This is a genomic window from Mesorhizobium sp. CNPSo 4688 (assembly GCF_057784295.1).
In genome coordinates, this window is record NZ_JBWLUY010000087.1 from 1 (window position 1) to 757 (window position 757).

The 757-nt window shown below is 58.9% G+C and carries 2 protein-coding genes; one reads left to right on the top strand and one right to left on the bottom strand.

Going from position 1 to position 757, the window contains the following annotated elements; genetic code table 11:
• The coding region (locus tag AC04SH_RS34890; RefSeq protein ID WP_488578084.1) for a hypothetical protein at positions 1 to 201 on the bottom strand (201 nt) is incomplete at its 3' end.
• A 10-nt stretch (positions 202 to 211) separates the two neighbouring features.
• Between AC04SH_RS34890 and AC04SH_RS34895 the strand changes: the two genes are divergently transcribed.
• The gene (locus tag AC04SH_RS34895) at positions 212 to 739 is read left to right on the top strand and encodes an amidohydrolase family protein (protein ID WP_477345201.1); all 528 of its coding nucleotides are present in this window, start codon (positions 212 to 214) and stop codon (positions 737 to 739) included.
• The last annotated feature ends 18 nt before the right edge of the window (positions 740 to 757 follow it).

The window sequence follows — 757 nt, forward strand, 5'->3', positions numbered from 1 at the left end:
CTGGTTGAGTGCGGCATAGACAAGACCATCCTCGTCCAGTTGCACAACGATATCGACGAGACCGAAGACTATCTCGACATCGGCAATAATGTCGACTTCATCGTTGGCGTCGTAGGCTGGGTGCCACTCGCCGATCCCAAACAATGCGCGAAGGCGCTGGATCGACTTGCCGTCCGTGGCAAGTTGGTCGGCATCCGCCATCTAATTTCGTATGAGCCTGATCCCGAATGGATTCTGCGGCCGCAGGTTCTGGAATCGCTGGGGCTGCTCGCCGCTGCGGGTGGTCTTTGAGGCAATACCGATCACTGAAGCGCAGTTCGGGTCGGTGGTGGAGGCAGCTCGGCGGGTGCCCAATCTGAAGGTGGTCCTCAACCATATGGGAAACCCGCCCGTTTCCAGCGACGGCTGGGACCCGTGGGCCACCCAGATAACGCGGGCATCGTACTTACCCAACATGTCAGTGAAGCTCTCAGTCGGCCTCGCAGTAGCCGTGCGCTGGTCTTGGTCTACAGAAGCGTTGCGAAAATATGCCGAGCACGTCATCCATCGGTTCACGCCGAACCGCGTTATGGCCGGTAGTAACTGGCCAGTCATATTGCTCTGCGCGAGCGCGTCCGATGCCTGGCGTGGAATTGAGGCCTTGGTTGCCGGCCTTTCGGAAACGGATCGGCATGCCATTATGGGAGCAACGGCCCAACGCATCTACGCTTTAGGCGCGCCAAATTTCGATCCGCGTTGACGCCTTTCGACGTCCGAG